The organism is Pedobacter sp. D749 (assembly GCF_019317285.1).
Lineage (GTDB): Bacteria > Bacteroidota > Bacteroidia > Sphingobacteriales > Sphingobacteriaceae > Pedobacter.
The window spans coordinates 2,940,143-2,964,617 of sequence record NZ_CP079218.1 but is presented as its reverse complement, the minus strand read 5'-3'; the positions used below and the strand labels follow the sequence as shown (position 1 = coordinate 2,964,617).

Annotated in this window: 20 protein-coding genes; 7 read left to right on the top strand and 13 right to left on the bottom strand. The window is 38.1% G+C overall.

Annotated features, from left to right (window positions below; all coding sequences use genetic code 11):
* The first annotated feature begins 3 nt into the window (after positions 1-3).
* On the top strand, positions 4-3,240 hold the full coding sequence (locus KYH19_RS11850; RefSeq protein ID WP_219075267.1) for a SusC/RagA family TonB-linked outer membrane protein: 3,237 nt from the start codon (positions 4-6) through the stop codon (positions 3,238-3,240).
* A 10-nt stretch (positions 3,241-3,250) separates the two neighbouring features.
* Positions 3,251-4,594: a RagB/SusD family nutrient uptake outer membrane protein gene (locus KYH19_RS11845; RefSeq protein WP_219075266.1), complete on the top strand. Its 1,344-nt coding sequence runs from the start codon at positions 3,251-3,253 to the stop codon at positions 4,592-4,594.
* A 36-nt stretch (positions 4,595-4,630) separates the two neighbouring features.
* On the opposite strand, the gene KYH19_RS11840 is transcribed toward KYH19_RS11845, so the two are convergent.
* The 3 genes from KYH19_RS11840 to KYH19_RS11830 all read right to left on the bottom strand — a co-directional run bounded on the left by KYH19_RS11840 (position 4,631) and on the right by KYH19_RS11830 (position 6,221).
* Positions 4,631-4,933 carry a hypothetical protein gene (locus KYH19_RS11840; RefSeq protein WP_219075265.1) on the bottom strand — a complete coding sequence of 101 codons (303 nt, stop codon included), beginning with the start codon at positions 4,931-4,933 and terminating at the stop codon, positions 4,631-4,633.
* A gap of 128 nt (positions 4,934-5,061) precedes the next feature.
* The gene (locus KYH19_RS11835; protein WP_219075264.1) at positions 5,062-5,487 is read right to left on the bottom strand and encodes a MauE/DoxX family redox-associated membrane protein; all 426 of its coding nucleotides are present in this window, start codon (positions 5,485-5,487) and stop codon (positions 5,062-5,064) included.
* A 143-nt stretch (positions 5,488-5,630) separates the two neighbouring features.
* Complete coding sequence (locus KYH19_RS11830) at positions 5,631-6,221, bottom strand: hypothetical protein (protein ID WP_219075263.1); 591 nt, start codon at positions 6,219-6,221, stop codon at positions 5,631-5,633.
* A gap of 320 nt (positions 6,222-6,541) precedes the next feature.
* On the opposite strand from KYH19_RS11830, the gene KYH19_RS11825 reads away from it, so the two are divergent.
* Positions 6,542-6,772 (top strand): hypothetical protein, encoded by a 231-nt coding sequence (locus tag KYH19_RS11825; protein ID WP_219075262.1) that lies wholly within the window; start codon positions 6,542-6,544, stop codon positions 6,770-6,772.
* Here KYH19_RS11825 and KYH19_RS11820 read toward each other — a convergent pair.
* The 4 genes from KYH19_RS11820 to KYH19_RS11805 all read right to left on the bottom strand — a co-directional run bounded on the left by KYH19_RS11820 (position 6,769) and on the right by KYH19_RS11805 (position 10,564).
* A complete protein-coding gene (locus KYH19_RS11820; protein ID WP_219075261.1) occupies positions 6,769-7,920 on the bottom strand; it encodes a hypothetical protein in 1,152 nt (383 codons plus the stop codon). The two genes, KYH19_RS11825 and KYH19_RS11820, sit on opposite strands and share 4 nt — an antisense overlap.
* 480 nt (positions 7,921-8,400) lie before the next feature.
* Positions 8,401-8,670, bottom strand: coding sequence for a hypothetical protein (locus KYH19_RS11815; protein ID WP_219075260.1), 270 nt, complete (start codon positions 8,668-8,670; stop codon positions 8,401-8,403).
* 240 nt (positions 8,671-8,910) lie between these two features.
* Complete coding sequence (locus tag KYH19_RS11810) at positions 8,911-10,110, bottom strand: pyridoxal phosphate-dependent aminotransferase (protein WP_132401326.1); 1,200 nt, start codon at positions 10,108-10,110, stop codon at positions 8,911-8,913.
* Positions 10,111-10,171: 61 nt separating this feature from the next.
* On the bottom strand, positions 10,172-10,564 hold the full coding sequence (locus KYH19_RS11805) for a DUF1573 domain-containing protein (RefSeq protein WP_219075259.1): 393 nt from the start codon (positions 10,562-10,564) through the stop codon (positions 10,172-10,174).
* A gap of 171 nt (positions 10,565-10,735) precedes the next feature.
* Here KYH19_RS11805 and KYH19_RS11800 point away from each other — a divergent pair, with 171 nt between their 5' ends.
* Both KYH19_RS11800 and KYH19_RS11795 read left to right on the top strand, forming a co-directional pair.
* Complete coding sequence (locus KYH19_RS11800) at positions 10,736-13,156, top strand: thiamine pyrophosphate-dependent enzyme (RefSeq protein WP_219075258.1); 2,421 nt, start codon at positions 10,736-10,738, stop codon at positions 13,154-13,156.
* Positions 13,157-13,476: 320 nt separating this feature from the next.
* Positions 13,477-15,732 (top strand): tetratricopeptide repeat protein, encoded by a 2,256-nt coding sequence (locus tag KYH19_RS11795; protein ID WP_219075257.1) that lies wholly within the window; start codon positions 13,477-13,479, stop codon positions 15,730-15,732.
* A 1-nt stretch (position 15,733) separates the two neighbouring features.
* On the opposite strand, the gene KYH19_RS11790 is transcribed toward KYH19_RS11795, so the two are convergent.
* The 6 genes from KYH19_RS11790 to KYH19_RS11765 form a co-directional block, all read right to left on the bottom strand.
* The gene (locus KYH19_RS11790; RefSeq protein ID WP_219075256.1) at positions 15,734-16,489 is read right to left on the bottom strand and encodes a LytTR family DNA-binding domain-containing protein; all 756 of its coding nucleotides are present in this window, start codon (positions 16,487-16,489) and stop codon (positions 15,734-15,736) included.
* Between the two features lie 107 nt (positions 16,490-16,596).
* Positions 16,597-17,199 (bottom strand): DUF1684 domain-containing protein, encoded by a 603-nt coding sequence (locus KYH19_RS11785; RefSeq protein WP_219075255.1) that lies wholly within the window; start codon positions 17,197-17,199, stop codon positions 16,597-16,599.
* 9 nt (positions 17,200-17,208) lie between these two features.
* Entirely contained in the window at positions 17,209-18,306 is a 1,098-nt protein-coding gene (gene aroC / locus KYH19_RS11780; protein WP_219075254.1) for a chorismate synthase, read from the bottom strand.
* 85 nt (positions 18,307-18,391) lie between these two features.
* Positions 18,392-19,660: a 3-phosphoshikimate 1-carboxyvinyltransferase gene (gene aroA, locus KYH19_RS11775; protein ID WP_219075253.1), complete on the bottom strand. Its 1,269-nt coding sequence runs from the start codon at positions 19,658-19,660 to the stop codon at positions 18,392-18,394.
* Between the two features lie 196 nt (positions 19,661-19,856).
* Entirely contained in the window at positions 19,857-20,996 is a 1,140-nt protein-coding gene (locus KYH19_RS11770) for a chorismate mutase (protein WP_055907066.1), read from the bottom strand.
* A 125-nt stretch (positions 20,997-21,121) separates the two neighbouring features.
* Entirely contained in the window at positions 21,122-21,955 is an 834-nt protein-coding gene (locus tag KYH19_RS11765) for a prephenate dehydratase (RefSeq protein ID WP_132401299.1), read from the bottom strand.
* A 1,319-nt stretch (positions 21,956-23,274) separates the two neighbouring features.
* Between KYH19_RS11765 and KYH19_RS11760 the strand changes: the two genes are divergently transcribed.
* Together KYH19_RS11760 and KYH19_RS11755 are read left to right on the top strand one after the other, a co-directional pair.
* Positions 23,275-23,565: a transposase gene (locus tag KYH19_RS11760; RefSeq protein ID WP_132404428.1), complete on the top strand. Its 291-nt coding sequence runs from the start codon at positions 23,275-23,277 to the stop codon at positions 23,563-23,565.
* Complete coding sequence (locus KYH19_RS11755; RefSeq protein ID WP_132404431.1) at positions 23,508-24,425, top strand: IS3 family transposase; 918 nt, start codon at positions 23,508-23,510, stop codon at positions 24,423-24,425. Before KYH19_RS11760 ends, KYH19_RS11755 begins: the two co-directional genes overlap by 58 nt.
* The last annotated feature ends 50 nt before the right edge of the window (positions 24,426-24,475 follow it).

Sequence of the window (24,475 nt, the reverse complement as noted above, 5' to 3'; positions counted from 1 at the left end):
GTAATGGGAAAGATGCATAACAAGTTTAAATTACATGTGGTATTTCGCCTGTACTTTACAATATTTATTTTGGGGTTTTTGTTATTGGGCTTTTACGCTCCGGCCTCCGCTCAGGAGCGTTTAAAGGGATTGGTTTTAGGCACAGATGGGAAGCCACTTGCTGGTATCAATGTTCATACTGGGAGTGGACAAACGATTATTTCATCTGATATTGGCGAGTTTTCATTGTCTCTATCTACAGGAAAGCACAAACTTAGGTTTTCGGGACTGAATATTACACAGTTAGATACAGTGGTGTCTGTTCCGTTTCCAGGAATATTCAAAGTAGTACTTCCGGTCAATAATTTACAGCTCCAAACCGTCGAGGTGAGCACTGGCTACCAACAGTTACCTAAAGAGCGGGTTACAGGGTCTTTTGCACTGGTTTCTGGCAAGATGCTTAACGAGCAGGTGGGTACAGACATTATTGGCAGGTTGGAAGGGATGGTAAATGGCTATAGTATAGATCGCAAGAGCAACGGTGGCGGAGGCTATGGAATAATAATCAGGGGAATCAGCACGCTGCGCGGGATACGTGCACCACTTATTATATTAGACAACTTTCCATATGAAGGAGATATCAATAATATTAACCCAAATGATATTGAGAGTGTTACTGTGCTTAAAGATGCTGCAGCCGCTTCTATCTGGGGAGCAAGGGCAGGAAATGGAGTGGTGGTCATCACCTCTAAAAAAGCAAAGTATAATTCGGCATTAAAAATAGCTTTTTCTGGAAGCTTTAAGGTTACAAATAAGCCCAACCTGTTTTATGAAAACAAGATCGGGGTTGCAGATTTTATTGAAGTAGAAAATTACCTTTTTGATAAAGGCTATTTTAGCAGTATAGAAACAGGTACCGATAGATTTGCGCTTTCTGAGGTAGTGGAGTTAAGGATTGCTGCAAGGGATGGTAAGCTTTCTGCACCAGAATTAGCAAGGAGGATGGATTTACTACGGAGCTATGACCTCAGGGCAAACCTTGACCGTGATGTATTCTCAAGGGCTACTGCTCAACAATATTCGCTATCGTTAAATGGTGGTTCAGAGAAGAGGAACTGGTTGGTCTCCATCGGAACTGATAGAAACATGAGCTCACTTGGCGCACCATTCAGCCGCTATAGCTTAAAGGCAGATCAAAACATAAAGGTTACCGATAAACTTACTTTAGGGGCAAACCTGATGTTTACATATACTTACAGTGGCAGGGGCAGGGATGATGTTTCTGAATTGAATACAACTACGGGAAGCTTACCACCTTACACCAGGCTTTCAGATGATGAAGGAAACCCGCTTGCGGTAATGCGGAATTACAGGGCATCTTATCTCGCTACCATTGGAAGTGGTAAGCTTTTAGACTGGCAGTATGTTCCGCTTGAGGATTATAAAAATATTTCAGGAGGTATTGGCGTAAATTCGGTTTTGGCTTCGGTTAGGGCTGGTTATCAGTTTACAAATTGGTTAAAATTTACAGCAAGTTACCAGCTCGAACGGGAAGAGACTAAAACCAATACGAATTACCTCGAGGACAGTTATATGGTAAGGGAAATGGTAAATCTTTATTCTTCGGTTGATGCCAATGGACTGTTGAAGAAAAATATTCCGGTTGGAGCAATTAGAGACCGTGCACTTTCGCTGCTTACTGCCCATAATGGCAGAGGGCAGCTCGATTTTAATAAGTACTTTGGTCGGCACGCCATTGTGGCATTGGCTGGTGCAGAATTAAGAAGTACAGTAATTGATGGGGAAACCAAACGTGTTTATGGTGTTAATGAATCTACCCTAACCTCAGGAGTGGTAGATTACGTAAATCCTTACCCCACTATTATAACAGGAAATACTGCATTTGTGCCTAACGGTGATGGCTTTACAGGCTCCGTATCGCGATTTGTATCACTGTTTGCAAATGCGGCCTATACTTTTGACGATCGTTATACGCTCTCGTTAAGTGCAAGAAGAGATGCCTCAAACCTTTTCGGCCTGGCTACCAACGATAAATGGAACCCACTTTTTTCTTCCGGGTTTGCCTGGAACATTGGTAAGGAGAAGTTTTATAAATCAACTTTGTTGCCATTGCTAAAGCTTAGGGTGACTTTTGGCGCGAGTGGTAATACCGACCCTAAAGGATCTGCTGCTACTTCAATTATCTTTTCAAGTATCAACTCTCCTTATACACAGTCGCCTTATGCAATCTTCAATAATTATAATAATCCGGAACTAAAATGGGAACGCGTCTATATGTTTAATTCAGGAGTTGATTTTGGTTTTAGAGGGAATAGGATAAAAGGGAGCATTGAGTTTTTTAGAAAAAAATCTGTTGACCTTCTGGCGCTGAGCCCCATAGACCTTACCGCTGGTATTGGTTCTACGGTAGTAAAAAATGTCGGTTCAATACAAGGCGATGGGGTAGATCTGGAAGTAAATACCATCAATACAACTGGTAAATTTATATGGACGACTGACTTTTTCTTAAATTATTATAAAGATAGGGTGATGAAAAACTACGATGCTTCTTCTAGTGTGCGGGCACTTGTTAATGGAAATATTACATCTGCTGGTGCTGTAGGCTATCCACTTTTTAGCATGTTTTCCTATAAATGGGCCGGGCTTGATCCTCAAACTGGTGATCCGCAGGGTATACAGGCTGGCACAGTTAGCAAAAATTATGCTGCCTTATTTGGCAATACATTGCGTGTCGAGGACATGGTATACCATGGTTCTGCACTGCCTGTTTTTTCTGGTGCATTGGGGAATAGTTTTTCCTATGGCCGCTTTAGTGCCAGTTTCAGGTTGAGTTTTAAGTTGGGATATTATTTCAGGAGACCCTCATTAAGTTATAATGCACTGTTCGTTGGGCGGGACGGCAACGGTGAATTTGCTTCCAGGTGGCAAAATCCTGGTGATGAGGCCTTTACTAATGTGCCTAGTATGGTATATCCGGCTTCATCTAGCAGGGATGAGTTTTACTATGGTTCTGAGGTTAATGTGCTAAGAGGAGACCATGTACGTATGCAATATGTTAATATTGGCTTTGATGTTTCGGCTAAAAAGCTTGGCAAGAAGCTGTTCTCGCAGGCAAAGGTATTTTTGGTTGCATCAAACCTGGGGATAATCTGGCGCGAAAACGGCGAAGGCATTGATCCTGATTTTCTGGCCATTCCAGATCCAAAAAATATAGCAATAGGTTTTAAGACAAATTTATAAGTATATCATCATGAAAAAATTATTTTATATCATTTTGCCCTTGCTGTTGGTTACCTTTTCCTGCAAAAAGTTTCTTGATGAAAAATCCGACCGTTCTCTCGCCATTGCTGAAACTTTGGCTGATCAGCAATCACTGTTAGATCATTACCAGGTGCTTAATCAGGCTGATGGTAATGCTATGGAAATGAGTTCGACCGATTTTTATCTCACCGATGTTGATTTTTCTTCGAGGCTAGAGAATGAACGGAATATGTACACCTGGCAGCGGACCAATATCTTCTTACCCGACCTTAACGAATGGGGCAACAATTACAAGGCTGTTTACAGGGCCAATAGTGTTATAGAAAATCTGGCAAAAATTCCGCGTACCGGTGCGAATGCTTCGCAATGGGATAATGTGAACGGACAGGCTTCCTTTTACCGGGCAAAGTACATCCTGAAGAGCCTTTTTGTTTGGGCACCAGCTTATGATGCAGCCTCAGCTGGTACAGATCTTGGTGTGCCACTTAGAGAGGGTACTGATTTTAATGTGCCCTCGGTTAGGGCAAATGTTGAGGAGGGTTATGCGCAGGTGTTGGCAGATCTCAAGCTTTCAACACGATTCCTGCCAGCAGTTGCTGCGCATGTTATACGCCCATCAAAGGCTGCAGCATTTGGATTATTGGCCAGGGCTTTGCTTTCTATGCGAAGATACAATGAAGCTTTTCTTTATGCAGATTCATCATTACAATTAAAAAATGAACTAATGGATTTCAATACACTTAATCCAGCTAGCGCGCTACCTATTCCGCGATTTAATGTGGAAGTGCTTCATGACAGTTTTTTCACTGGGGTGCCTTTATCAAACGTAAGGGCGAAAACCGATCCCCAGCTCATTGCCTTGTACGAACCTAACGACCTCCGAAAAGTGATATTTTTTAATGACAACAAAAACGGGTCGTATGGTTTTAAAGGAAGTTATGAAGGGGCTACAACATTTTTTGGAGGTGTAGCTGTTGATGAAGTTTTGCTGATTAGGGCTGAATGTTTGGCCAGGATGAACAAGCTGCCTGAAGCATTGGCAGACCTAAATAAACTCCTTCGTAACCGATATAAGAAAAATACTTTTATTGATAAGCAAAGTTCGGATCAAGAGGTGGTTAAAGCGATGGTTTTAACAGAAAGAAGAAAAGAATTGCTGATGCGTGGCCTACGATGGGCCGATGTGAAAAGGTTAAACAAGGAAGGTGCTGGGATTGCGTTTACTAGGACTGTTAAAGGGGTAACTTATTCCCTTGCACCAAATTCATCAGAATTTGTGCTGCCCATTCCTGAGCAGGTCATTGAACTTTCGGGGATGCCGCAGAATCCATAATATAAAAGGTGCAGTTCCAACTGCACCTTTTATGGTTTAATCTCTGGTTGATCTGATTTCAGGAGAAGCCATTATCTCTTCAGCTGTATCATGAGTTGAAAGATAACTTGAAAGCGATCCTGTAACTTCGATGGTGCATGGCAACACTTCTTCTTCACCACAGCTAAAAGAAGGTGCTCCCGAAACTGGTTCCCACGAAGCTTGATCACTAATTAGACCATTGCTATCTTTATAGTGGTACAGTGTTCCGAAAGTTTTAGTTGTGAAGGCACTTTGAGTAGCGATAAGACCGAACCCCAATACGAGGGCTGCAAAGCCTAAGTTGAATTTTTTTGACATGTTTTTTTAGTTTGATATTCTGCTTATCAAATAGGGCTTAAGCAGATAGCCCGGCTGTTTGATTTTTCTTGGCCATCAATACAGCTTGTTTTGTTTTTTTATTGGCTTGGCCAGATCCATTTTATACCTTAATCTTTGTCACCTACCTCCAGCTTTAGTTTAATATATAGTGAGAGAGTTGCAGCCGTAAGAAAAAAGAGATTGAAAATGAGGTGGGCTTTCCATCCCATAGCCTTAATCACACCACCACAACTGCATGGTGTTTTGGGAAAATAGCCTGAAATGATGAGTAGGATATAACCCGTAAAAGCCAACATGAGTAAGAGCGATAAGCCTAAGCCTAGTGTATTGGTTTTTTTAATCAATAGCAGTATTGCGCAAAGTATTTCAATAAACGGTACTGCATATACCAGTATGGCTGCGAAGTCTGGGCTGAAAACCTGTAGGCTCATTTCCTGTTTGTAAGAATGAAAGTTTAGCAGCTTGTTGCCTGCTGTATATATCCATAGCAAAATAAATGCTGCTGAAATAACCTGTGGTAACTTTGTCTTCATATCCAATTTTCTTTGCTATTCCGAAATTGGATTATTGTCTTCTAAATCACCTCACATCTAGATGGGAAAAACAGGTGCCTTGTAGAAAAAAAATGACAGCTACATGGGGTATAATGGTATTTTTTGGCAAAGGGTAACTTAAATTATCTCGTACGTTTCTTGTTTTTATTTCTCATCGCACTCAAAGTACTACTATGAATGCCCAGGTATGATGCAACATCTTTTACTGCGGTTTGGTTAAAAACTGCCGGAAAAGATTCAAGTAGTTTATGCAGTCGCTGGTCAGCATCCAGGATTTTTAATCCGGAAGATACGATGATTATTTTTGCAAGTATTTCTGCGTTTATTTCTGTAATCAAAGTAGCGGATTCGCGGAATAGTTTGTGTATGTTATCGGTGTGTTTATTTGGTATGCTAAGCAGTTCGGTATCTTCTGAAAATTGTATGAAAAGCTGCCCTTGCACATATTTGGAAATAGATTTAAGGTTTGGTAACATATCTTGTACCTGGAAGAAAAGGATGGTGATTCCTTGCTCGTTTTCGGTATCATAAACAAATAATCTTCCGCTGCCTTTGGCCAGGTAACAAAAACTGCCAAGCTCCGTACTTTCGAGTGGAATTTGTTCAATTTTACTAAAATTAGTTTGGTACATCGCATAATTAAGATATGCGCTGAGGCCTACCGAAAGTTTTTGATAGGACGATAATTTGGAGAGGTATTGTTCTTTTTTCATAACCTGTTTTTAAGGATAAAGAAATGCATATTTCCAAGTTTGTCAAGTTGCTGATGGAGCAACCCCTGGCAACCCCTTTATTTTTTTGTTTTCGGGGAATAAAAGATTCAGATCTGTTATATTTGAGCCATGAAATAAAAATTAATTACATATTTGATATTGTAGCAATAGCTATTTTACTGTTTTAGAAAACCGCAAAACTTCAAAAGACACAGGAAAAAATAGATGGTTGCCTACGCTACGCGTGGGTGCCTGTTTATCTTGTGTCTGGGCATTTTGCGGTGCCTCTAAAGCGGATATCGGGTTAACCCACGCTTTTTATGGACAGTTTTTCCCAGTCAAATCACTTTCTCCTCAATCTGCCAATTGCAGAACTTCCGCTATCCGAGAATTTTAAGCTTAGAAGTAAACTAATGGGTTTTTTTACACTTCAGGATATTATTGGAACCCAGCAAAAAGAATTACATGAGCTGGATGATTATTCAGAGCGCTGGTATTTTGAATTTGTTGATTTTTTACGCAGGAAGGATTTGTTAAATCTTATTAGTTAGCATTTTTCTTGGGCAATGGCCAACATAGCGACAATCTTGTCGATCACTTTTTCAACATCCTTTCCAATATTCCCATAGTAAGCGTTTTTAAAGCTTTTTTCTGATATAGTATCTTGTTCTACAGTACTATAATGTTTTGTAATATATTGATGCAATGCCTTGGGGCTCTGCGTTGTGATGATGCCCGCCTCAACTTGTAGATGAATGAATATGGCAAGCTGTTTTACCGTAAAGGTTACTTTAAAATTGCTATCTAAAATGCCTCCGCGACTCAGGTCTTCAGCTATAGTATCTATTGATTTGAGGTAGCTGATTTCGCTTTCAATATACCTTAGTAATGATTCGTCAATATTGGACAAATTTCTATTATATGGTATGCTTATGGTTTTAAAAACCTGCCCAATTAGCTTTTTAAAGAAATGAATTAATCTATATTGCTCGCTAATGCTTTCGCATTTTTGAAGTTCATGATTAAAATGGCTGCAGCAGGAATGATAAAAATATGGATGATTAAAATTTAAGGAGACGAGCAGTAGAATAATCCCTGACATAGCTAAAGAAGGTACGAATTTATTCAATGCTATTTCAAGCGACTCAAAAAATTCATGTAAATATATAGCCTGTTCGAAAGTGAAACGGCTTGGGCTGCTATTGAGGTGTTCAAAGATATACTTAAAAAAGATGATGATTTCATTATCTGTATTCAGTTCTCCAAGGTTTTTCAGGATCTTGCTGGAATTTTCTTCAATATTTACTAACAGTTTTTTCTGGGTAGTTATAGAAACGGCACAATCATAGTCAAAATAATAGGGCAAATACTGCTGAAGATCCAAAACCATTTTGTTGAGTAGGTTTACTATGCTACTAATTCCCTCATTTTTGTTTTTTTGACAGGCGTTAAGATTATCCTCATCTACCATGGCTGCTAACTCATCCATTAATTGCACCAACCCGCTTTGATGTTGTCTGATATAAGCCTTTGATTTATCAGGAGCTATTTGTGTTACATTATGCTGAATGGAACTGATTATTCTTTTACTTTCCTTTAAAATTTCATTTTGAAGTTCCTTACCTGGGCATTGATATGCTGCTCCCACTTTAATGGCATCTAAAATTATTTCCCTGAAGCTGATAAGTTCGTACATCATTTGCCTAGTAAAAAGTTCCGATAATGAGATTGTTGATAGTAATATAAAGATTGTTTTGCAACTAAAGCACTGTGTAACCAGTCCATTAATTCTAGGTTTTTAATTTTTCTTTTTTGCATCAACGTGGTAAAACGAATCTTTAACGTGGTAAAACCTGATTTTAGCCAAGTTTTTGGCTGATATTAGCACATAATTTAATTTTAGTCGGCTGAGTTATTCAATGATATTCATATTGGCGGGCATTGGGGTGCATAATGGATGATAAATCATCAATCTGGATATCGACGGTCAGCCACATAAAGACAAATATTATTTATAAAGGAAAATGTTACCCATGCCATAAGGTTGATGAAAGTAGAAAGGCAATGTGAATTGTGCTAAAATGCCAACAGGGTATTTGGGAAATAAGGAAAGGAATAGGTAGAAAATAGATGTCACTAACTCAATTTTTTTGAGCGTATTTAACTTATGTTATTCTAACTATTTTAAGTGGTTTTCAATTGCGCCTGAGATCTGGTTGATCTCGGCCACACCTAGAGAAAGATGATGACCTTTTTCTGTCAATTTAAATGGTATTAGTTCCTCAGGCTCAATCTCTTCTGCTTTTAGTAAGATCCAGTCAGATTCCTGTTTTTTTATTGCCCCTAAAAGATCTCCTAAATAAACAATCTTAAAATAATCAGCTTTTGGGGTAATGGTCAGGGTGATCGATTGATCACTATGTTCTATTTCAATATTAAATGCTGTCATGATCTCAAAACCGTTGCAACCCGCTTATTGTTTTGCTAAAATGGCGCGGTTATCAGTTTAACTCACATGCACAGAAGTGAATGAATAGCCGGAATAAAATGCTTTTAATTCTGCTTTTTTGCTATTATTCAGGCTATAGGATATACAAAATTAACTATACGTTCTTAACTATTTAAACCGATTAATTGTTTAAACTGAACCTTTGCTAAACAATTAATCGGTTTAAGAAAATTTATACAATTAACCTACTCTTCCCGGATATTGCTTCAATGCTACTTCCAAGCAGTCCATAGCTGTATTTAAATCATCGGTATTTAATACGTATGCCATACGAACTTCGTTTTTACCAGAACCAGGGGTAGAGTAGAAGCCCGTTGCAGGGGCCATCATTACCGTTTGGTCATTATGACTGAAATCTTCTAAAATCCACTGACAAAATTTATCAGCATCATCAATAGGAAACTTTGCTACTACGTAAAATGCACCGCCAGGATTAGGACAGAAAACACCTTCTATATTATTTAACCGGCCAACCAAAGTATCACGACGCAAAGTATATTCGGTATTTACTTTTTCAAAATAACTATCTGGCGTATCTACAGCTGCTGCACCAGCAATTTGTTCAACCATGCCTGGACTTAATCTTGCCTGCGCAAATTTTAATCCTGATGCGATAACTTCTTTATTTTTAGTAATTAGACAGCCTAAACGTGCACCACAAGCACTGTAACGTTTAGAAACCGTATCCATAATGACCACGTTTTCATCTAAACCATCTAAATGCATGGGTGAGATAAATTCCCTTCCATCATAACAAAATTCGCGATAAGCTTCATCAGAGAATAAAAACAGATCGTATTTAACACAAAGGGTTTTTAAAGCCTCTAATTCTGCTCTTGAATATAAATAACCAGTAGGATTATTAGGGTTACAAATGATGATCGCCTTCGTTTTTTCCGTAATCAGTTTTTCGAATTCAGCAATCGGCGGTAATGCAAAGCCATTTTCAATGTAAGAAAGGATTGGTTTTACCACCACATTGCTCATGCAGGCAAAACCATTGTAATTGGCATAAAAAGGTTCTGGAATGATAATTTCATCCCCCTCGTTTACGCAGGTTTGCATGGCAATGGTGATGGCTTCAGAGCCGCCAACTGTTACCAATATATTTTCGGGTGTAATATTGTAACCCAGTTTATTATAATATTCGGTAAGTTTTAAACGATATGCAAGTGTACCTTCTGATGGAGTATAGGCCCAAACATTAAAATCAATGTTTTTAATGGCATTTAACATTCCTTCAGGTGTTTCTATATCTGGCTGACCAATATTTAAATGGAAAACTTTTTTACCATCTTTTTTAGCTTGATCTGCAAACGGGGTTAACTTTCTGATTGGTGATGCAGGCATCTGCACACCCTTTTGTGAAATTTTTGGCATGGCACAAAAATAAAAAAGTCCCGATGAAAATCGGGACTTTTTAAATATTATCATTTAAAAATTATTTTGAAGCTGCGGCAACCGTTTCACCTTTGATGTAAAGCACTTTAATTGGTGTTTTAGCATTTGAAGTAATGGTTACGGCCTTCGAAAAAGTAGAAGGACCGGCAGCAGCGTTAAACGTTACCGAAATTACACCAGTTTCACCTTTTTTTAATGGGGTAGAAGTGTATTTAGGTACTGTACATCCGCAACTCGCTTCAGCTTTGGTGATAATCAAAGGCGCTTCGCCAACGTTTGTGTATTTGAAGTCGTAAGTTACTGGTTTGTTCAAAACAATTTTACCGAAATCGTGAGTTTCCGATTCAAATTTAAACTCTGCAGGCTTGGTTTGTGCATTTACTGCAACACCAAAACCTAAAACAAAAGCGAATAATACTAAGATCTTTTTCATGTTATGTGGCTGTAATTTATTTTTTAAAATTCTAAAACAAATTTAATGTTTTCCTATTAAAACAAAAACTATTCCAAATATATTTTGCAAACCGATATATAATTTTACAATAGAGGTTAAAGGCAAACTTTTAATTTTGTCTATATTTGCCGCAACCAATCTTTGATTACTATGCCGAATGAAAAATTGATGACCAACGCTATTGATGCTTCTGAACTCAGTTTTAACGATTTTAAATCGATCGTTATAAATGATTATAAAATAGCCTTTGAAAGTAGGCAGGCCAGTGTTTTAGGCCGTAGAGAAGTATTAACAGGGAAGGCTAAATTTGGCATTTTTGGCGATGGTAAAGAAGTTCCTCAGTTGGCTATGGCGAGAGCCTTTAAAAACGGCGATTGGCGCTCGGGTTATTACCGCGACCAAACTTTTGCCTTTGCAACCGGTATTTCTACCATCAAAGAATTTTTCGCACAGCTTTATGCCAATCCAACCGACGGTGCTGATCCGTTTTCGGGGGGAAGACAAATGAATTGTCATTTTGCAACAAAATCTATTAATGAAGATGGTAGCTGGAACGATTTAACGCAGATTAAAAACTGCTCATCTGATATTTCTCCAACCGGAGGCCAAATGGCCCGTTTGGTAGGTTTAGCTTATGCTTCTAAATTATTTAGACAAAATAAAGAACTCGATTACTTAAAACACTTTTCTGTAAGCGGAAATGAAGTTGCTTTTGGTACTATTGGTAATGCATCAACTTCGGAGGGGGTATTTTTCGAAGCTATTAATGCTGCGGGTGTTTTACAGATACCGATGGCCGTTTCTATTTGGGACGATGCCTATGGTATCTCAGTTCCGGCAAAATATCAGACTACCAAAGAAGATATATCTGAGGTTTTAAAAGGTTTTCAGCGTAATGCTGATCAACCAGGTTATGAAATTTATAAGGTGAAAGGCTGGGATTATCCGGCTTTATGCGAGGTATATGAAAAAGCGATAAATGTTTGCAGAGACGAACATGTACCTGTTTTAATTCACGTTACCGAACTTACTCAGCCTCAGGGGCATTCTACCTCTGGTTCACATGAAAGGTACAAATCAAAAGACCGGTTATCCTGGGAAACAGAATACGATTGTATTCAGAAAATGCGTGCCTGGATGCTCGAATCGGCGGTAGCAACCGAAGAGGAAATTGCAGAGGTTGAAAAGAATGCAAAGGTTTTTGTACGTAATGCACAAAAAGAAGCCTGGAATGAGTTTTTGGATAGTATTAAACCAGAACAAAAGCAAGTTGTTGATTTAATTAGCAGTATGGCTAAACATCAGCCTGAACTGGCTAAAATTGCTGCAAATCTGGCCTCAACTGCTGATGCACAACGTCGGGAAGTTTTTACTGCTGTACGAAAAGCTATACGTTTATCGGCTAGTTTTAACTCCCCTGAACGCAATGAACTTTTAGCCTGGTACAAGCAACAAGCCAAGTTTAATCACGACAGATACAATTCTAAACTGCATACCAATGGCAAAGAAAGCCCGGATATGATCGCAGTGGTTGATGCTGTTTATGATGAGCAATCGAAAATGGTTGACGGTAGGGAAGTGCTTAATGCCTGCTTTAACGAAAACTTTGCCCGCGATCCACGTTTGGTTGCTTTTGGAGAAGATCTGGGAAATATTGGTGATGTAAATCAAGGTTTTGCAGGTTTGCAGGCTAAATATGGCGAATTGCGAATCACCGATACCGGAATTAGAGAAATGACCATTATGGGGCAGGGTATTGGCTTGGCCATGAGGGGCCTAAAACCGATTGCTGAAATACAATATCTTGATTATTTAATTTTCGCATTAAATGTACTTAGCGACGATTTAGCTTCACTTTCTTACCGTACCAAAGGAATTCAAAAAGCACCGGTTATCGTACGTACCCGTGGTCATCGGTTGGAAGGAATCTGGCATTCGGGCTCGCCAATCAGCATGATTTTAGGCGCTTTAAGAGGGATGCACCTATGCGTACCCAGAAATATGACCCAAGCTGCCGGCATGTACAACACCCTCTTCAGGGCTGACGAACCTGCCGTAGTAATTGAGTGTTTAAACGGTTACCGGCTTAAAGAAAAACTACCAGGTAATGTAGGTAGTTTTACTGTCCCGTTAGGTAAAGCAGAGGTTTTAGAAGAAGGAACCGATATTACCGTAATCTCTTACGGATCTTCATTAAGAATTGTTCAGGAAGCAGCAGAAGAATTAAGCTTACTAGGCATTTCGGTTGAAATTATTGATCCACAAACGCTTTTGCCTTTCGATACCACCCAGGTTTGTGTAAACTCGCTTGCCAAAACCAATAAATTATTGGTAGTAGATGAGGATGTTCCGGGAGGTGCATCTGCATATATCCTGCAAAAGGTTCTGGAAGAACAAAAAGGTTATTTCCATTTAGATGGTCAGCCAAAAACATTATCAGCCAAAGCACATCGTCCACCATTTGGATCAGACGGTGATTATTTCAGTAAACCATCAGTTGATGATGTTATTGAAACCATCTATCAGATGATGCACGATGCAAATCCAACTAAATATCCTTCAATTTTTTAATAAAATGATGGTTAGGTATAAATTTAAAGGTCTGAATAATTTAAAGGGTTAAAAGTCTGTTTATTATCTTTTTATGCTTGAATGATTGTGATTTTTATCAAAAGGTAACAAAATGGGTGTCTTTTGACCACTTTTTTATTTACTTTTATAGCCTATCCCTATTTCAGAATGTTTTATCTCATCACGAACATGAAATGCTGTAATTTTCGAGATTTTTTGTGCTATTTTCCGATAAAACAAATTATTAGTTTGATCTGAAAATGAATCTCCATCTTGTACATGCTCAGTTTGTTAGCAAAGTATGTTTTTTGAAAAAAAGTATGCTGCTCCTACTTTTTTTGTTTTTATGTACGGCAGGTTTTGGTCAGATGAGTGCCCCGCAGAAAAAACTGGATAGCCTTTTAAGTTTAAATCAAAAGAATCTAAGAACAGATTCCACCAAAATCAAAATATTGACGGAAGTTTACCGCCAATACATGAGGATGAAAAGTGTAGATAAAGCGGAAGAGTATATTGATAAAACCATTCAGCTTTCACATGAGAGAAATCTAAAAAAATTCTCTGCAATGGCTTATTACCGTAGAGGTACAATGTATCATGGTAGGTCTAATTATCAAAAGGCAGAAGAGAATTATCACAATGCAGTCGCCGAATTTTCCTCAGTAGGTAACTTAGATATGGTTGCCGGAACTTACCTCAATTTAGGGGCTTTATATGGCAGCATTCCTGATTATGCAAAATCGTTAGAAGTTAACCAAAAGGCCATAGCGATCTTCGAAAAAATGGGCAACGAAGGCGACATGGCAAGTTGTTACACCAATATTTCTACTATTTATCAAAGTTTGGGTAATCAGAGTCAGGCCTTGGTTTATATGAACATGGCACTAAAAGTATTTGCTAAAGCGGGCGAAAATACAAGAGGCGTAGCGGTTGTTTATGGTTTGATTGGTGCCAATTATTTCGAGGCCTCAGATCGCGAATTAAGGGAGATGAATGTATTGCCTGACCAGAAAATTAAACTGGCTTTAGCGTATTACAATAAATCGTTGCGGGTATCAGAAGCCATTGGAGATATAGGTTTAATAGCCACTGTTAAACGAGAACTTGCTGACTTATACAGTTCAATAGGACAAAAGGACGCAGCGTTAAAGTCGTATCAAAAATCAGTTGAGTTAAATAAGTCGGGAGAGAATAAAGAAGCTTATGCCGCAAGTTTATATGCATTAGGAAACTTTTACCAAAAGGAAAATGATTTTGAAAATGCCATCCTATTACTCAATAATAGTTTAAAAATTGCCGAAGAAAACAGATTATTAGATATAGAAAAACAATCTAGTTTAGGGTTGAGTACGGTATATGAAAAACAAAAGGATTATAACAAATCATTAGCCTACTACAGGCAGTACATTGCAGTTAGGGATAAGATTTTTGATCAGGAAAAGGAAAAGGAAATTACCAGAAGGCAGATGCAGCTCGATTTTGGAATTAAAGAACGTGATTATTTATTGAAGCAAAAACTTACAGATGGCGAGTTAAAAAGACAACAACAAGAACTTGAACTAAAAAGGCAACAATTAGTGTTGAGTGATAAAGAAAAAGCATTAGACCTCCTAACTTTTCAAAAGGCAAAAGCTGATCTCAATATTCATCGTTTGGCTCAGGATAGTAAATTTGCTAATGCTAAATTTGAGGCAAAGTTAGCCGCCGGGATAAAAGATAAGCAGATTAGTAAACAGGTACAACAGATTAAATTTGATGAACGTTTAAGATTATTCCTCATCATAGCTACCATACTGATTCTCATTATTGCTGTTGTTATATTTTTTAATCAGCGGAAAACAATGAGGCTGAATATCATTATCAATACCCAAAAACGGGAGTTAGAGCAGTTAAGTAAGGTTAAAGACCGTATTTTTAGTGTGGTAAGTCACGATATGCGTACCCCAGTAAATTCATTAATTTCCTTTATGCAGTTGTTAGAAGGAGGGGATATTGAGCAAGAGAAATTAAACAGATATGCTGCGGCACTAAAAAACAACCTCACCTATACCTCTACAATGATGGAGAATCTCCTTAATTGGGCGGCCAGCCAGATGCAGGGGTTTAACCCGTATTTAGAATCGCTAGATATTCATGAGCTGATTGACGAAGTTATTCTTTCTTTGCAGGATAATGCCAACGAAAAAAGCCTGGTTATTCAGAATTTTGTGCCAGCCAAAACGTTTTGCAAAGCAGATTCGAATATGTTAACGCTGGTTATTCGAAACATCATCAGTAATGCCATAAAATTTACGCCAAACGGTGGTAAAATTACAACTTATGCTGATCATAACGGAAATGTGCTGGAGATTAAAATTTCAGATACAGGGATCGGTTTAACACCTGTACAGGTGGAGCATTTTAATATGCCAGGCTATCTAGGTGCGGGTGTGAGTACATCAGGTACCAATAAAGAAAAAGGTACAGGTTTAGGTTTATTGCTCTGCAGAACCTTTATTAGCTTGATGGATGGTAAAATTAGCGCTGATATTAATCCTACAGGTGGAAGTTATTTTAAAATAATCATGAAAAAATAACTTATTTTAAAAATCTCGACAGAATTTTCTTGTCAATTGATCTTTCTAATAATTCCTGCCTGTTAGAAGCACTTATGGGAACCAGAAAGTTATGATCTAAATGAACCTCATGATTGGTTAAGGTTACGATATGGTTTATATTAATGATGTATTGTTTGTGTACCCTTGAGAAAATTTTCGAAGGTAGTTGTTTTTCCAGATTTTTTAGGCTTACTAAAATAACATGTTTATCGATACTGGTAAACAGCTTTGAAAAATCACCCATACTTTCAATATAAATTACATCATTATATTTAAGCTTGGTTATGCCTTTAGTCTCTCTAAAAAAGAAATAATCGTCGTCTTTTTTATCGTCGTTGTTTAAGTTTTCGAAAGGAAGTTTATTTAATTGTTTCCTTAACTCAATATACTCGATCGCTTTGTTGGTGGCTTTTAATATACGTTCGAACGTTGCGGGCTTTACAATAAAATCCAATGCATCCAGATTAAAACTTTCTGCCGCGTACTCACTAAATGAAGTAATAAATATAAATAACGGTTGTTTTTTAATACTCTTTAATAAATCCATACCGGAAAGCTCTGGCATATCAATATCAGAATAAACAATATCCACAGAAACGGTTGATAAAATTTGCGAAGCTTCTATACCATTACTACACACAGCGATAATATTTAATGAAGGGATTTTTTTTAGATGCATTTCTATGGCATCTCTTTCAATTTCATTATCATCAACAATTAAACAGCTGTACGTCATTTAGGAATGGGTTATTTTTACTTAATGTGCGTAATTTACGTTAAAAAGCGGATTATAATACAATCCAGGGATCATTTTGCAGATAAACGTAATATTAACTTTTATTTCTAGTGTTTCTTTTCACCAGTATATAGTTTTTCGCCAGCTTTTACAGCCAATTGCAGGTTGTTGTCTTCTGGCGGCACAGGACAACGGTATCCGTCACTATAAGCACAGTAAGGATTGTAGGCTTTATTAAAATCGATTTCAATGTGGTTATCTACGATTTCTTTTGCATCCAGATCAATGTATCTGCCACCGCCATAAGTTTCCTTATTGTTGGTCTCATCAGTAAAGGGTAGAAAAAGGTGATCTTTATAAACTGGGTTGGTCGATAAAGAAACACTTTTATATAAAGTCATTTGGATTTTTTTGCTATTAAGAACAAAGTTTACATGTGCATATTTATAATAATCGCTGCTGGACCCATCGAAAGTAGACATTTTGAAAACTTTTTCATTCTTCAGTGTTTCTACATCCGCTAAGATTTTGTAAGTACTATCTGCCTCATAAAAATGAAGGTTTTGCAGGTCGTTTTTCCTGAGCGGCGACCGTTCGTCTTTAATGAAATCCTGTTTATAGATTTCACGATGTTTGGCAATCTGTTCAGCATAATTCTGTGCAAAGCCATTCATACTGATCAATAACAATAAGAAAGTGATGGTTCTCATTTGCGAAAATTAAATAATACTTACTTTGTTTCTTAAAAACTGATCGGCTAAAACGAGTGCAGCCATTGCCTCAACAATTACTACTGCCCTGGGTACCACACAAGGGTCATGCCGGCCTTTCCCTTTAATCTCGGAGGCTTCACCAGCTGCATTGATGGTTTGTTGGTTATGCATAATGGTGGCAACAGGCTTAAAAGCTACTTTGAAGGTAATATCCATCCCATTAGAGATGCCGCCCAAAATGCCACCAGCATAATTAGTCGTTGTTTTAAAAACTTTTGAATCAGCAACTTTTGGCTGAGGGATGTCATTGTGCTGAGATCCTCTTAATTCACTTCCGGCAAAGCCAGAGCCATATTCGAAACCATGAACAGCATTAATGCTGAGCATAGCTTTCCCTAAATCGGCATGCAATTTATCAAAAACTGGTTCCCCTAAACCCGCAGGGCAGCCTTTTATTATACAGCCTATTTTTCCACCAACGGTGTCGCCATCTTTTCTAACCGAATCGATAAACGCTATCATTTCGTTTGCAGTTGCCGGATCAGCACAGCGCACAATATTTTCTTCTCTAATTTGCAATAAAGCTGATAAATCATTGCCTTCCAAATTAGGAGCTTCTATTGTTCCTACTGAAGTTACGTGTGCAAAAATTTCAATGCCCTGTTGCTTTAAAAACAGTTTGGCAATTGCTCCGGCTGCTACACGGGCAGCAGTTTCGCGCGCAGAAGAACGGCCTCCGCCACGGTGATCGCGGATACCATATTTCGCATCATAAACATAATCAGCGTGGCTGGGACGGTAAACATCAACATTGTGACCGTAATCTTTTGAGCGTTGATCTTCGTTTGGAATCAGCAAGGCAATTGGTGTCCCGGTACTTTTTCCTTCAAATACACCCGACAAAACCTGAACGGTATCACTTTCTTTTCTTTGCGTGGTGATTTTGGATTGACCAGGTTTACGTTTGTCAAGTTCTGACTGGATAAAATCCATATCGATATCCAATTGCGCCGGACAGCCATCAATAATTACCCCGATGGCTACGCCATGAGATTCTCCAAAAGTGGTGATGCGAAATAATTGTCCGAATGAGTTGCCTGCCATTATTTTTGATTGAATTATAGATTGATTAAATTATTGAATGGATTTTTACATCCAATCTCGATACTGGGTTCTTAATACTTGGTACTTACTTTATGCTAACATCAAATCCCGCTTTTTTCAAATCTTCCCAATAATAAGGATAAGATTTTTCTACTACCTGCATTTCTTCAATTTCAACTTCGTTGATTAATAATGCAAGAGGAGCAAAAGCCATTGCCATACGGTGGTCCTCGTAGGTTGCAAAAGTAACCTGATCAGGAAAATGAAGGTTGTCTGTATTTAAAGTATAAACCAGATTATCTTCTGTAAAAGTAACGCCTATTTTAGCCAATTCGTTCTGAAGAGCTGCAATACGATCTGTTTCTTTAATTTTTAAGGTTTCTAAACCTGTAAATGCCATATTTTTGCCCAAGGCAGCCGCAATAACTACAATAGTTTGTGCTAAATCCGGACAGGTTTTTAAATCTAAAATTTCTTTAGTATCTAAAGAAAGACCTAAGTTGCTAATGGCAATTCCATTATCGGTTTTGCTGGTAGCGATGCCAAATATCTTCATGATATTTTTGATCTGGCTATCACCCTGTAAACTTTTCTCTTTTAAAGTGGGTAAATTAATTTCTGCTTCATCTGCTAAAGCTGCAATGCTATACCAATACGATGCCGCGCTCCAGTCTGGCTCAACAACCAAAGTACCAGCTTTAAAAACCTGTGGTTTAATGGTAATTGAATTTCCATTCCAGCTATGTTCAATGCCAACTTCAGCCAACATATCTAAAGTCATATCTACATACGGTTTAGAAGTCAGTTCGCCTTCGATTTCTAACGTTAAACCCTGAGGTAGGATAGGGGCAATCATCAGCAAAGCTGAAATATACTGACTACTGATATCGCCTTTTATTTTAACTTCAGCAGTTTTTTGATTTAAAGGACCAGTAATATTTAATGGAGGAAAACCGTCTGATTCTACATACGAAATATCAGCACCGATTGTTCTCAATGCCTCAGCCAAAATCCCGATCGGGCGTTGCTTCATTCTTTCGGTTCCTGTTAATAGAAAATTACCGTTTTTAGCAGAAAGATAAGCTGATAAAAAGCGCATGGCAGTTCCCGCAGGACCAACATCAACCGTTTTTGATTCCTCAATTTCAACTTCTAATTCTTCTTCCAGATTATTCAGAATTCCATTTAACGTTACCGTATCGGCAGCATTGGAAAGGTTTTCAACTTTAACCAGTTTCTTGCTTAAAGCGCTAATAATCAAAGCTCTGTTGCATTCGCTTTTAGAGCCTGTTAATTGGATTTCCGTATTGATATTCTTGGTTCCTTTAAAAGAAACTAAGGCGTTTTTCGACATTTTATTCTGTTTTTATTCTTAAATGTAAGTGTCAGATGGAAACACCTGACACCACATTAATAATGTTACTTGTAGAGGATATCTTTTTAAGGTTAGGTTTCACCCTCTACCTTAAACCTTCTACCTTTTTAAAGATCTTTGTTTTTAAGATTTAGACTTTACCCTCCACCTTAAACCTTCAAACCCTCCACCTTTATTACGCTTTAACTTCAGTATGTTGTTCAGCCGCAATGCCTTTTTCAGCTTTACCAGCATTCATAATTTCAGTTTGTTTACGGATCGATTCACCGTGCATCAATTCTAAAAATTTCTCAGTAAAGTTCAGGTCTAATTTTAAAGCTTTTGCAAAAGCGTGACCTTTTTTAATGATGGCATCCCAACGGTTCACCTGTAAAATAGTTACTTGGTTATCACGCTTAAACTCGCCGATTTTCTCAACGATAGCCATACGTTCGCCTAATTTCTGTAATAAAATATCATCAATTTTATCGATTGATTTACGTAAGTCGGCTAATTTATCAGCGAAAGCTTCGTTTGGTGCTTCCGGTTCACGTACTGTTAAACGGTCTACCAATTCTGCTAAAGCAGCCGGTGTAACTTGTTGTTTAGCATCTGTCCAGGCAACTGAAGGATCTACATGAGATTCGATCATTAAACCTTGCATGTCTAAATCCAAAGCTTTTTGAGAGATGTAAGGGATTAATTCACGGTTACCGCAAATGTGACTTGGATCGTTGATAATTGGTAATTCAGGACAAAGTGTTTTTAACTGAATAGCAAGTTCCCACATTGGTTCGTTACGGAATGAACTTTTCTCGAATGAAGAGAAACCGCGGTGAATGGCACCGATCTTAGTAATTCCTGCGCCATTGATCCGTTCAATTGCACCGATCCATAATTGTAAATCAGGGTTTACCGGGTTTTTAATCAATACCGGAACATCATGGCCTTTTAAAGCATCAGCAATTTCCTGAACCGTGAATGGGTTTACCGTAGAACGTGCACCAATCCAAAGGATATCTACACCAGCTGCTAAGGCCTCTTCAACGTGTTTTGCATTGGCAACCTCAACAGCCGTTGGCAAACCGGTTTCTGCTTTAGCACGTTTTAACCACTCTAAACCAATACTTCCAATACCTTCGAATTCTCCCGGACGGGTACGTGGTTTCCAGATACCAGCTCTCAATACCGATACTTTGCCGGTAGCAGCCAATAAATGTGCTGTTGTTAATAGTTGTTCTTCAGTTTCTGCACTACAAGGACCAGAAATGATTAATGGTTCGTTGTTTACGTTTAACCAGGTGTTTAAAGGCTGAATGTTTAAATTAAGTTTCATGATGACGGGTTTGTTTAAAGTCCAGATTCCTAGTCGGATATCCGGAATATATTTTAATTATTTTATATTATTAATTGAATGCTCTGCTATTTGTCTTCGGACTCCTGACTATGGACTCCCGACTATTATACTTTATCGTTCTTCTGATACTCTCCTAAGATATTAAAGTTCGATGTATATTTTAATGCTTTCCTGATCGCTTTATCGTATTTTTCGGTGCTCGGCCACTCTAAATCCACGTAAAAGTAATACTCGTTTCTTTTACCTAAAACAGGCATAGATTGTATTTTTGTTAAGCTTACCTCTTGTTCTGCAAAAATATTTAACACAGTTGCCAATGAGCCTGCTTTGTGTCCGACCTGAAAACAGATTGATGCTTTGTTTATTTTCTTTCCTTCGTCTGTTTTATCCTTCTTAAGGATCAGAAAACGGGTATAGTTTTTCTTGTTCGATTCTACACGGCGTTCTAAAATATTTAAGCCGTAAAGTTCGGCGGCTAAGCTGTTTGCAATGGCCATGGTATCTGTTAATTGCTCTTCCTGGATCCGTTTTGCGCAGGCAGCAGTATCGTTGCTTTCTACAATTTTAATGTGAGGATAATCGTAAAAGAAATCGATACACTGGCGGATGGCTATAGGGTGTGAGGTAACGACTTTAATATCCTCGAACTTTACGCCCGGTAATGCCATTAAGTGCAATTGGATAGCTAAGTAAACTTCGCCCACAACTGAAAAGCCGTAATCGCGGATCAAGGTATAGTTTGGTAATAAGCTACCCGCAATAGAGTTTTCGATAGCCATCACTACGAAATCGGCGTCGTTTTTCTCTAGCTTGTCGCAGGTTTCTTTAAAAGAATTACACTCAACAGTTTCAATGTCTTTACCAAAGAATTTGTATGCCGCTTCTTCGTGGAAAGATGCTTTAATACCCTGAATTGCTACTCGTTTTGTCGTTTCCATTTTGCGTTAAAACAAAAAAGTCCCGGCTGTTTGCCGGGACTTTTTTATACATTTTAATATTGTTATATATCTTTTTGCATATTAGCCCCGGCTCTTACTAAAATAGTAAAAGTAACCAAAGTAATATGTGTTTGTAATTTGCATTTCTTTTTTTTGTTGAGCCAAATGTAATAACAAAATTTAATTTGTCAATAGGAAAACGAAAATATTTTTAATAAAATTTAATTTTGTCTAAAATGATCTGTATCCTGGATTAGTCTTTTTATTTTTTGAAACAACTTAAAAACGGATTTTTATATGGTTAGGGCCAATGGATTCGTCATCTCGACCGGAGCAAAGCGAAGTGGAGAGATCTATTCTGGCAGACTTCGTTTCGCAGAGCTATCGGGTTCCCGACTGCGCTACAATCCGATAGCTATCTGGTCCGCTTGAAATGATGGTATCCCCGTGTCTGTCTGTAGCGTTGCAAAGGGCGCTACGGATTAATAATAGAAAAAAGTCAGTGACTCATTTAATTGAGTTTATACACTCAATTTATTCTTGTATCCATAAAGACGCTATGCTTAACGCTACGGACAGGGCAGGATAAAAAAATCCGGACAGCCGTTTATTGTTTCTTTAACCGGGCTGCTCCGACACAGTTATACACCAACAATACCTTAAGATAACTTTCCCTTTACCTTTTATTTAGCCATTGTTAGCCTGCAGATCTCAAGCGAGTCAAATGTTTGATCTACCTGAGCTCCAACAGGGGCATTACTCAACCAAAGCAAGGGTTAAGCAGTGTGCAAGCAGGTGTTAAGCAAGCCTGGCCGGAAGGTGGCATAAACGCGGGGTAAATGTGGCGTAAAGGTGGACTTGGAATATTTTTTTTTGGGAATCTTTAATCAGACGAGATTGATTTGGGTTATCATCGCCTTTGATTAACCTAATATAAAAAATTATGATGAAGTGTGCAAAAAAAAGAGCTTCGTAATTGGCACGGGCAGCAGAAATGCAATTTGTTAGTTTCTGCCCGTAGTGTTTCGAGGGGCGCTACGGATTAATAGTAGAAAAGAGTCTGTGACTCTTTTTAATTGAGTCTATAAACTCAATTTATTTTTATACCTATAGAGACGCTATGCTTAACGCTACGGAAGGAGCGTTGTAAAAAGATTTTGCTTCGCAGAGCCTTCGGGTTCTCCAATGCGGTAGAAATGACGTCCTTAGTATAGCTGTCATCAACCCACTAACGTATTTGAAAAACTCTATGGAGTTGCTACATTTGACTGGAGGGTTTTATTTGTCAGATTTAAACATTAAACTTTAAATTTGAATATATGAGCAGACGAATATTTGATGAGCCTTTTAAAAGAATGGCTTTGGATCTGGCCCATGCGCGGGGTTCGATAAAGGATGTTGCAATAGAATTGGGTATAAGTTCGAACCTTTTAAGTAAATGGAAAGAGCGCGAAGGAATTGCAAAAGCTGATACTACAAGCCTTAGCGAGGAGCAGCAATTGATTCGGAAACTTCAAAAGGAGCTTAAAGAAGCCCAGCTAGAACGTGATATATTAAAAAAGGCGGTAGGCATCTTTTCCAAGGGAGACGGGAGATATTCGGATTTATAAAAGATTACCGAAAGATATTTTCTGTTGAAAGGATGTGTAGGGTATTTGGAATAAACAACAGTAGTTTTTATTACTGGTTAAAAAACCCCCAGGGTAAGCGGCTTACCGATGATAATTATCTTATGATAGAGATAAGCAAGATTTACGCAGAGAGTAAAGGGTGTTACGGGAGTCCGCGTATTACTGCCGAATTATGTTCCAGAGGGATCTTTATCTCTCGGCCCAGAGTTGCCAGGCTGATGCGCAGATTGGGTATAAAGAGTACCATCCGTAAGAAATGGGTACAGACAACAGATTCACAGCACACTTACTCCTTAGCAGAAAATTTCCTTAATAGAGATTTTTATGCCGCCAATATTAGAGAGAAATGGGTTTCAGACCTCACTTATATACAAACTGGGGAAGGTTGGCTATATCTGACAACAGTTATAGATCTGGCGGATAGAAAAGTTGTAGGCTGGTCATTAAGTGAAAATATGGAAGCTGAGAACACCACGATAAAGGCATTAGAAATGGCTATAAAGAATAGACCTATTACCCAACAGTTAATTTTTCACTCAGACAGAGGTATACAATATGCATGTTCCGAGTTCAGAAAAAAATTAGAATGCTTAGGGATAAAGCAAAGCATGAGCAGAAAAGGAAACTGTTGGGATAACGCAGTTGCAGAGAGTTTCTTTAAAACTATAAAAACAGAAATGATATACCAGCAGATATATAAAACAAGAGCGAAGGCTAGTTTAGCCATTTTTGAATATATAGAGGTCTGGTATAATAGAAAAAGAAGACATTCATACTTAGGGTACTTATCGCCATTAGAGTTTGCAAACAGCTCAATAAATCCTAAAATCGCAGCTTAAAAGAAAGAAAAATATCTAAAGTAATGCTTCTCAATAAAAATAATATGACA